The sequence below is a fragment of the Nitrosophilus sp. genome, assembly GCF_982775275.1.
This window is the reverse complement of sequence record NZ_CEXZHP010000057.1, coordinates 1-8,424: the sequence shown is the minus strand read 5'-3', so window position 1 is coordinate 8,424 and position 8,424 is coordinate 1. Positions and strand designations below refer to the sequence as shown.

At 32.6% G+C, this 8,424-nt stretch carries 11 protein-coding genes; 4 read left to right on the top strand and 7 right to left on the bottom strand.

Annotation, left to right across the window (positions count from 1 at the left end):
- Positions 1 to 63 precede the first annotated feature (63 nt).
- The 4 genes from AC30RD_RS04220 to smpB are packed head-to-tail and all read left to right on the top strand — an operon-like array spanning position 64 to position 4,208.
- Complete coding sequence (locus AC30RD_RS04220) at positions 64 to 2,109, top strand: ATP-dependent helicase (RefSeq protein ID WP_489493018.1); 2,046 nt, start codon at positions 64 to 66, stop codon at positions 2,107 to 2,109.
- Between the two features lie 13 nt (positions 2,110 to 2,122).
- A complete protein-coding gene (gene truB, locus AC30RD_RS04215) occupies positions 2,123 to 2,977 on the top strand; it encodes a tRNA pseudouridine(55) synthase TruB (protein ID WP_489493017.1) in 855 nt (284 codons plus the stop codon).
- 10 nt (positions 2,978 to 2,987) lie between these two features.
- Positions 2,988 to 3,749 carry a 4-(cytidine 5'-diphospho)-2-C-methyl-D-erythritol kinase gene (locus AC30RD_RS04210; RefSeq protein WP_489493016.1) on the top strand — a complete coding sequence of 254 codons (762 nt, stop codon included), beginning with the start codon at positions 2,988 to 2,990 and terminating at the stop codon, positions 3,747 to 3,749.
- A 9-nt stretch (positions 3,750 to 3,758) separates the two neighbouring features.
- On the top strand, positions 3,759 to 4,208 hold the full coding sequence (gene smpB / locus AC30RD_RS04205; protein ID WP_489493015.1) for an SsrA-binding protein SmpB: 450 nt from the start codon (positions 3,759 to 3,761) through the stop codon (positions 4,206 to 4,208).
- A 10-nt stretch (positions 4,209 to 4,218) separates the two neighbouring features.
- On the opposite strand, the gene rplS is transcribed toward smpB, so the two are convergent.
- The 7 genes from rplS to AC30RD_RS04170 form a co-directional block, all read right to left on the bottom strand.
- Positions 4,219 to 4,572 (bottom strand): 50S ribosomal protein L19, encoded by a 354-nt coding sequence (gene rplS / locus AC30RD_RS04200; protein ID WP_489493014.1) that lies wholly within the window; start codon positions 4,570 to 4,572, stop codon positions 4,219 to 4,221.
- The gene (gene trmD, locus AC30RD_RS04195) at positions 4,569 to 5,246 is read right to left on the bottom strand and encodes a tRNA (guanosine(37)-N1)-methyltransferase TrmD (RefSeq protein ID WP_489493012.1); all 678 of its coding nucleotides are present in this window, start codon (positions 5,244 to 5,246) and stop codon (positions 4,569 to 4,571) included. The genes rplS and trmD overlap by 4 nt, the downstream gene beginning before the upstream one ends.
- Positions 5,243 to 5,755, bottom strand: a complete 513-nt coding sequence (gene rimM / locus AC30RD_RS04190) for a ribosome maturation factor RimM (RefSeq protein WP_489493019.1) — start codon at positions 5,753 to 5,755, stop codon at positions 5,243 to 5,245. Before rimM ends, trmD begins: the two co-directional genes overlap by 4 nt.
- An 11-nt stretch (positions 5,756 to 5,766) precedes the next feature.
- A complete protein-coding gene (locus tag AC30RD_RS04185; protein ID WP_489493010.1) occupies positions 5,767 to 6,012 on the bottom strand; it encodes a KH domain-containing protein in 246 nt (81 codons plus the stop codon).
- Between the two features lies 1 nt (position 6,013).
- Positions 6,014 to 6,241: a 30S ribosomal protein S16 gene (gene rpsP, locus AC30RD_RS04180; RefSeq protein ID WP_489493008.1), complete on the bottom strand. Its 228-nt coding sequence runs from the start codon at positions 6,239 to 6,241 to the stop codon at positions 6,014 to 6,016.
- 67 nt (positions 6,242 to 6,308) lie between these two features.
- Positions 6,309 to 7,658, bottom strand: coding sequence for a signal recognition particle protein (gene ffh / locus AC30RD_RS04175; RefSeq protein ID WP_489493007.1), 1,350 nt, complete (start codon positions 7,656 to 7,658; stop codon positions 6,309 to 6,311).
- Positions 7,659 to 7,722: 64 nt separating this feature from the next.
- A partial coding sequence (locus AC30RD_RS04170; RefSeq protein WP_489493006.1) for an RluA family pseudouridine synthase occupies positions 7,723 to 8,424 on the bottom strand: 702 nt, incomplete at its 5' end.

The following is an 8,424-nucleotide window of genomic DNA, read 5'->3' as shown; positions in this document are numbered from 1 at the left end:
CAAACCTTTTGCTTATAACCCTAACTTTGATATAATAAAACAATATTATATAAGAGAAATGAGATGGATAAGATTTTTAAAGATTTAAACGAAGAACAAATAAAAGCAGTTGAAAGTATTGACGGGCCGTTGCTTATTTTAGCGGGTGCGGGTAGTGGAAAAACAAAAACTATAACATCAAGACTTGCCTATCTATTAAAGCTTGGAATCGACCCGGCAAACACCTTAACTTTAACATTTACCAATAAAGCGGCAAAGGAGATGAGAGAAAGGGCTCTATCTCTAATCGATGATTCCATATATCCCCCCCTTTTATGCACCTTTCATAAATTCGGTCTGCTTTTTTTAAAGTTTCATATAGAGGAGTTAGGTAGAAAAAACAGTTTTGTTATTATAGACACCGACGATAAAAAAAAGATCATCAAATCTTTTGAACCGGATATCCCCATATCAACTATAGCAAGTGAAATATCAAGATATAAAAACTCATTGATCGATCCAGAGATCGCAATACAGAGCGCTCAGCTTCCAAATTTTAAAAAGATAGCCCTTTTTTATCAAAAATATCAAAACTATTTAAATGAAAATAATTTAGTTGATTTTGACGATCTTTTAATACTAACATACAAAATTTTAGATCAAAACAGCGATCTTTGCTACGAAATTAGCAACAGATATCAATATATAATGATTGATGAGTATCAAGATACCAACGAACTTCAATATAAGCTTGTTAAAAAACTCTGCTTTACCCATGATAATATCTGCGTAGTTGGAGACGACGATCAAAGTATTTACGGCTGGAGAGGAGCAAACGTTAAAAATATTATAGATTTTCCAAACCATTTTCCAGGCACTAAAATAATAAAACTTGAAAAAAATTATAGATCCACAAAAGAGATATTAAAAGCTGCAAACTCGTTAATAGAACATAATAGAAACAGACTTGGCAAAAAACTTGTTGCAACTTTAGGAGAGGGTAAACCTATAGAGATCTACGAATCAAAAGATGAGAACGAAGAATCTTTAAAAATAGCAAAAAAAATAAGAGAACTTTTAGATAGGGGAGTCGATCCAAAAGATATTGCGGTTTTATTTAGAATAAATGCGCTAAGTAGATCTTTGGAAGAGGGTTTAAATAGAGCAAAAATCCCCTATAAACTCGTAGGAGCGGTTAGGTTTTACGAAAGAGCCGAAATTAAAGATATTATAAGCTATTTAAGAATAATAGCAAATCCATATGATGATTTTTCTCTAAAAAGAGTTATCAACAGACCAAAAAGGGGTATTGGAAAAGTAACTTTAGATAAGATCCAAAAAGCAGCGTTTAACAGCAAAAAACCTATACTTACCTTTTTGATGGAAGCAAAAGAGGATGAGCTTTTGCCGATTGTTGGCAAAAAAAATTATAAGACCATAAAAGAGTTTATTGAAGGCTTAATCTCTTTAAAAGATATTAGCGACGATTCGTTATATAGATTTGTAGATGAGATAGAAAATATTTTCGGTATTAGAAGATTTTATGAAAACTTACCCGACGGAATGGAGAGGGTGCTTAATATTGACGAATTTTACGGGCTTTTTAGAGATTATATAAAACAAAATCCTCAAAACTCTTTAGAAGATTTTCTAAATGAACTCTCCCTTCAAAGCGATCAAGACCAAATAGATGAAAATAGCATATCCATTATGAGTGTGCACGCAAGCAAAGGTTTAGAGTTTGAGTATCTTTTTGTTATCGGTTTAGAAGAGGGTTTTTTTCCATTAACGGGTGATGGAAGCGATATAGAAGAGGAAAGAAGGCTTGGTTACGTAGCTATAACAAGAGCAAAAAAAGAGCTTGTTTTAAGCCATGTAAAAAGTAGATTTTATAAAGGAAGAAGAACGCAGCTTCTAAAAAGTAGATTTTTAAAAGAGGCCTCTTTATGTGAGGGAAGCCTATCTTTGGAAAAATCCACAAGTTTTAAAAAGGGAGATCTTGTTAAACATAAAATTTTTGGTATAGGAAGAGTAACAGGAGTTAGCAAAGTTGGAAGAGAATTTAAACTTACTATAAATTTTGGCGGTCAAATAAGAGATATTCTTGCATCTTTTGTAGAAAAGATTTAGATTGGATCAAAAGATGAAAATTGAAGATAAAAATATCACAAACAATAATTCACACCTTCTTTTTGTAGCTTACAAACCTCCCTTTATTAGCTCAAACAGTTTTTTATCACAAATTAAAAAAAGATACAAAGTTAAAAAAGCAGGATTTTCCGGAACTTTGGATCCTTTTGCAAAAGGGGTATTAATAATTGCTTTTGGAGTTTATACGAAACTATTTAGGTTTTTAAAAAAAACTCCAAAAATATATAGAGCTACTTTATGGCTAGGTGCTGTTAGCGAAAGCTTGGATATAGAAAATATAAAAAAGATAAAAACTATTTTGCCCTTTAAAGAAGATGAAATAAAAAAAGCTATAAAATCTTTTGAAGGGGAAATTTTTTATACTCCTCCAAAATATAGCGCAAAAAAGATAGAAGGAAAAAGAGCATATGAACTTGTAAGAGAAAATAAGGAGATAAAATTAAAAAAGGTTAAATCATATATTTACAAAATCAAACTTTTAAATTATTCGCACCCTTTTATAACTTTTGAGGCTGAAGTAAGCGAAGGAACTTACATTAGAAGTTTAGGAGAATTAATAGCAAAAAAACTTGGTACACAAGGGGCCCTGTCAAATCTAGAGAGAATAAAAGAGGGCAAGTTTTTTTATGAAAACGAAAAACCTCTAAATCCTATAAACTATCTAAAAACAAAACAAAATTTTACATTCCTTTCAAAAGATGAGATAAAAAACGGTAAAAAAATAGATATAAAAGATTTAAAAATAAAAGAAGATGGAAAATATCATATTTTATTTGAGGATTTTTTTACGATTATTGAAATTAAAAACAAAAAAGTAAAATATCTACTAAACAATATCCCTCTTTAAAAGGCTTAAAATGAAAACCAAAGCATACGCAAAAATAAATATATTTTTAAAAATAGTAGGATTAAGGGATAATTATCATGAAATTGTTTCAAGATTTATAAAATATTATGATCTGTTTGATGAGATAGAGTTTGTTGAAGGCAGTTTTGATAGATTTGAGATAGAAGGAACTCCAAATATTAAAAGAGAGGAAAATATCATATATAAAGCCTTTGCCGCTTTAAATTATTATACACAAAATCCAAAAATTATAGATTTTTTTTTCTCCCACAAAGTTGTTATCAAAAAAAATATCCCCCAAGGAGCCGGACTTGGGGGAGGAAGCAGTGATGCGGCGGCTTTTATGAAGCTATGCAACCAAATAATAGGACTAAACCTATCTATTAGGGAGCTTGCCCGCATAGGAGCTAAAATAGGAGCCGATGTTCCCTTTTTTATATACGATTTTTCAAGCGCAAACGTTAGCGGTATTGGTGAAATTATTGAAAAATTTGAAGAAGATATTCCTCAAATTCAATTAAAATTTATAGATTCTCACTGCGATACATCCAAAGTCTATAAAAATTATAGACAAAAGCATATGAAGGTTTTTGAGATAGATTTGGCAAACAGACTTAAAAATTTGCCAAGCAAAGAGATTTTAAATAAAATTTCACCTATAAAAGCAAACGATCTTTATCTTAGCGCTATCGATCTTTGCCCAAAATTAAAAAAGTATAAAAACGAATGGTTTTTAAGCGGCAGCGGTAGCACTATTTTTAGGTTAAAATAAAGGAAAATTATGAAAGTAATAGCAACAAATAAAAAAGCTTATCACGATTTTGAGATAATAGAAAAATATGAAGCCGGAATTGTTCTTGAAGGAAGCGAGGTAAAAGCAATAAGAGCAGGAAGAGTAAACTTAAAAGATAGTTTTATAAAGATAGTAAAAGGAGAGCCTTTTATTTTTGGGATGCATATTTCCCATCTAAATACTGCAAATCCACACTATAAACCGGACGAAAAAAGACCAAGAAAACTTCTTCTTCATAAAAAAGAGATAAATAAACTTATCGGTAAAACGAGCGAAAAAGGGTATACTATCGTTCCTTTAAAACTATATTTTAATAATAAAAATTTGGTAAAACTAGAGATTGCTCTTGCTAAAGGTAAAACTTTGCACGATAAAAGAGAAGCGATAAAAAGAAAGATTTTAGATAGGGAAGCAAAAGCCGCTATGAAAAATTATTAAATCAAAGAGCTTATCTTTGCTCTTTGATTCTTGCCGCTTTTCCTTGTCTATCTCTTAGATAGTATAGTTTTGCTCTTCTTACGCGACCTCTTCTTACTACTTTGATTCCTTTTATAGAGTCGCTATAAAGTGGAAAAATTCTCTCTACGCCTACATTGTTGGCACCAACTTTTCTAACTGTGAAGGTTCTTCCAACGCCTTCTCCCCTTATAGAGATACAAACGCCTTCAAAATCCTGGATTCTTGTTTTATTTCCCTCTTTTATCTCTACAGATACTCTAACGGTATCACCCGCTTTAAACTGAGGAACCTCTTTTGATTCTATCTGAGATTTTTCGAAATGCTCGATATATCTATTTCTCATTTTCTTTCCTTTATCAGATCTGGTCTATAATATTTTGTTCTATATAAAGCCATTTTATATTTTAAGGCGCTAATTTTAGCGTGATTTCCCTTTAGAAACTCTGAAGGAACAAAGCTACCTTTAAACTCTTTTGGTTTCGTAAATGATGGAGCCTCCAAAAGAGACTCTTCAAAACTCTCCTCTTTAAGAGAATCGATATTTCCTAAAACTCCTGGGATATTTCTAGATATCGCATCCATCATAGACAAACTTGCTAGCTCTCCCCCGGTTAAAATAAAATCCCCTATAGAAAAAACCTCATCGGCCATCAATTCAATTGCTCTTTCGTCAAAACCCTCATATCTTCCGCTAACAAAGATTATATGTTTTTTTTGAGATAATCTTTTTGCATCTTTTTGATTAAACCTTTTTGCGGCGGGAGTTGTAAAAATGACCCAACAATCATCATCTTTTGCAGCCTCTATCGTATCTATCAAAGGTTGAGGAGCCAAAAGCATCCCAGCTCCCCCGCCTATTTTATACTCATCAACCTTTTTATGCTTTAATTTCGTATAATCTCTTGGATTTTTAAACTCTATATCTATGATTTTATTTTCTATGGCTCTTTTTAAGATAGAATCGTTAAAATAGCATTCGATTAACTCTTTAAAAAGTGTTATAAACGTAAATTTCATGAGGATTCCAAAATATCAAACCCCTCTTTTACCTCAATCTTTTTTTCGTTAACGTTTACATCTTTTATAAATTTATCCATATAAGGTATAAGAAAGGATTTGGCTTTTCCTTTTTTTATAAGCTCATCATCTGTTTTTATAAAAAGATAATCGGCTGAGGGAAATCTTTGAATGTCGATAACGACTCCTAATCTATTTCCCTCTTCTATAACTTCACAGCCAATTATATCAAACCAAAAATATTCATCCTCTTTTAGTTCGCAACTTTTTCTAGTCTCTTCAATCGATGAGTAGATAATTTTGTTTGTTAGCTTTTTTGCATCTTCTAAAGTATTTATACCTAAAAATTTTATAACCCCTCTTTTAGGATTATAATACTCCACAACCAACTCTTTATCGTCTATTTTAAACTTTGCGCCTTTTTTAAACTGCTCCGGGAAGTCGCTAAGAAGATGTAGCTTCATCTCCCCTTTTAAGCCAACGGCCCTTCCGAGTTTTGCAACTTCCACTTTTTGCAAAACTACTCTCCTTTTATCTGGACGTTAACTTTATAGCTAACTCCATCTTTTGCCTTACATCCTGAGATCAAAGTCTTTATAGCGCCTATCATTTTACCTTCTTTGCCGATTATCTTTCCGGCATCGGCTCTATTGGCATAAATGGTTATCTCGCTATATTCATCGTTTATAACTTTTTTTTCAACCTCGATATCTTCGGGCTTTGTGGCAAGTAGTTTTGCAAATTTCAAAACAAATTTTTCAATCATCTTACTTTCCGGTTATTTTTTTTACCCTATCGCTCATTTTTGCGCCAACGCTTAGCCAATAATTTAATCTCTCTTCATCAAATTTTACGGTAGCCGGCTCGGTTAAAGGATTGTAATATCCTATAGACTCTATCCAGCCTCCATCTCTTCTTTTTCTGCTATCTGTTACGACTATCCTATAAAATGGTCTTTTTTTTCTACCCATTCTTGTCAATCTAATTACAGTCATTTAATTTTCTCCTTTTTAATTTTAGTTGGGTAAGGCGAACACGCTTTTGCGTACTCACCATACCCAACTATCTTGGGATTCCTCCGGCTTTCATCTGGCTCATTAGATTTTGGATATCTTGCATCCCTTTTTTACCGGAAAACTTTTTAGCAAATTTCGCAGCGTTATTGAACTGTTTTAATATCTTATTAACTTCTTGTATGCTAAGTCCGGCTCCGGCGGCTATTCTTCTTTTTCTACTGTTGTTTTTAAGTATCAAATCTGGATCTTTTCTCTCTTTTGGGGTCATAGAGCTAATCATAGCTTTTATTCTTTTTATCTCTTTTGAGTTTTCAAGATCCACATCTTTCAAAGCCTTCGCCATATTCCCCATTCCAGGGATCATCGAAATCAAAGATTTTAAATTACCCATTTTTTTAATGGATTCTAGCTGATCTAAAAAGTCTTCGAAATTGAATTTTCCTTTTTTGATCTTTTTAGTTAACTCTTTTGCCTTTTTCTCATCTATTACCGCCGCGGTTTTTTCGGCCAAAGATTCAATATCTCCAGCACCCATTAGACGATTTGTGATTCTCTCGGGTATAAATAGTTCAAGATCGGGCATCTTTTCGCCGGTTCCTATAAACCTTAAAGGTACTCCTATCTGATGGGCGATACCTATGGCTACTCCCCCTTTGCTATCTCCGTCAAATTTTGTTAAGATTACCCCGGTTATGCCTATCTCTTCATTAAATTTAGAAGCACTTCTAACCGCATCTTGTCCCGTTAACGAGTCGGCAACATAAAATATATCATCCGGATTTGCCGCTTCTTTAACCTTTTTTAACTCCTCCATCAACTTTTCATCAATCGCAAGACGTCCTGCAGTATCTATCAAAACAACGTCAAAAAGATTCTTTTTTGCGTAATCTATCGCATCTTTTACTACTTTAACCGGATCTTTAGTATCTTCACTAAAAACTTCTACACCAATTTGTTCGCCAAGCTGTTTTAACTGCTCAACCGCGGCAAGCCTTTGAAGGTCTGCTGCAACCATTAAAACTTTTTTCTTTTTAAACTCTTTTAAATAATTGGCGAGTTTTGCGGTGGTTGTAGTTTTACCGCTACCTTGAAGACCCATCATAAGAACGATCGTAGGAGGTTTTGAAGCAAAAACAAACCCCTGTTTTCCGGGAACTTCTAAAATATCTTTTAAATTTTTCTCTAAAGCCTTTAAAAAATTTTCTTTACCAATTCCGGCTTTTTTCGTATCTAACTCTACTTTTGTCAATAACTCTTTTACTACTTTATGATGAACATCGGCTTTTAAAAGGGACTTTTTAAGCTCGGCAAGGGCCTTTTTTAAAGCTTTTTCATCATCTTTAAATCTTATTTTTTTGATTGCATTGGAAAATGAGTTAGATATTGCTTCAAACACTTAATCTCCACCTTTTTTGATATATAGTTTTTGAGTGTGAATTTTACTTAAAAAAAGCTTAATTTTAGATAAATTTAATAAACTCTTCGGGCTCTTGGGACTCAAAGGAGTATCCAAGTATCTCTATCTTTTTTGCGTGCAACATAATTCTTTTAAACTCTTTTGCTCCATATAAAGTATCCCCTACTATAGGATGATCTATTCTTACCAAATGGACCCTTATTTGGTGAGTTCTTCCTGTTTTTATAATAGCTTTTATTTTTGTGTATTTTGAGATAACCTCAAGGGGGGTAACATAAGTTATAGCCTCTTTCCCTTTGGCATAAGAGATCTTACTTTTTGCTCTTCCTTGCTTTTTTATAGTTAAAATTGGAAGATCGATAGTCTCCTCTTCTGGCAAAATACCCTCAACCCACGCTATATACTCTTTATATACTTTTTGCTCTTTAAAAGCTTCTATGGCTTTTTTCCTAAACTCCTCATTTTTTACTAAAAGCAAAATACCGCTTGTTTCTTTATCGAGCCTATGAAGAAGCTTATGCCCGGAATCTTTTTCTATCTCTTCGCTCGTTATGAAAGCCGGTTTATTTATGGCCAATATATTTTCATCTTCATAAATTATATCGATTTTTGGCTCTTTTAATACTCTAAATTTTGTTTTTGTATCTACCTCTCCTCTTGCAATTTTAACCTTTTTGTTTCCAACATATACTAAACCTCTATCTATTAGCTCTTTTGCCTTTTTGTTGGATATATCAAGCTGCGA

Coding starts and splice junctions, on each gene's coding strand:
- AC30RD_RS04220 (WP_489493018.1), top strand. CDS start 64: ATGGATAAGATTTTTAAAGATTTAAACGAAGAACAAATAAAAGCAGTT.
- truB (WP_489493017.1), top strand. CDS start 2,123: ATGAAAATTGAAGATAAAAATATCACAAACAATAATTCACACCTTCTT.
- AC30RD_RS04210 (WP_489493016.1), top strand. CDS start 2,988: ATGAAAACCAAAGCATACGCAAAAATAAATATATTTTTAAAAATAGTA.
- smpB (WP_489493015.1), top strand. CDS start 3,759: ATGAAAGTAATAGCAACAAATAAAAAAGCTTATCACGATTTTGAGATA.
- rplS (WP_489493014.1), bottom strand. CDS start 4,572: ATGAGAAATAGATATATCGAGCATTTCGAAAAATCTCAGATAGAATCA.
- trmD (WP_489493012.1), bottom strand. CDS start 5,246: ATGAAATTTACGTTTATAACACTTTTTAAAGAGTTAATCGAATGCTAT.
- AC30RD_RS04185 (WP_489493010.1), bottom strand. CDS start 6,012: ATGATTGAAAAATTTGTTTTGAAATTTGCAAAACTACTTGCCACAAAG.
- rpsP (WP_489493008.1), bottom strand. CDS start 6,241: ATGACTGTAATTAGATTGACAAGAATGGGTAGAAAAAAAAGACCATTT.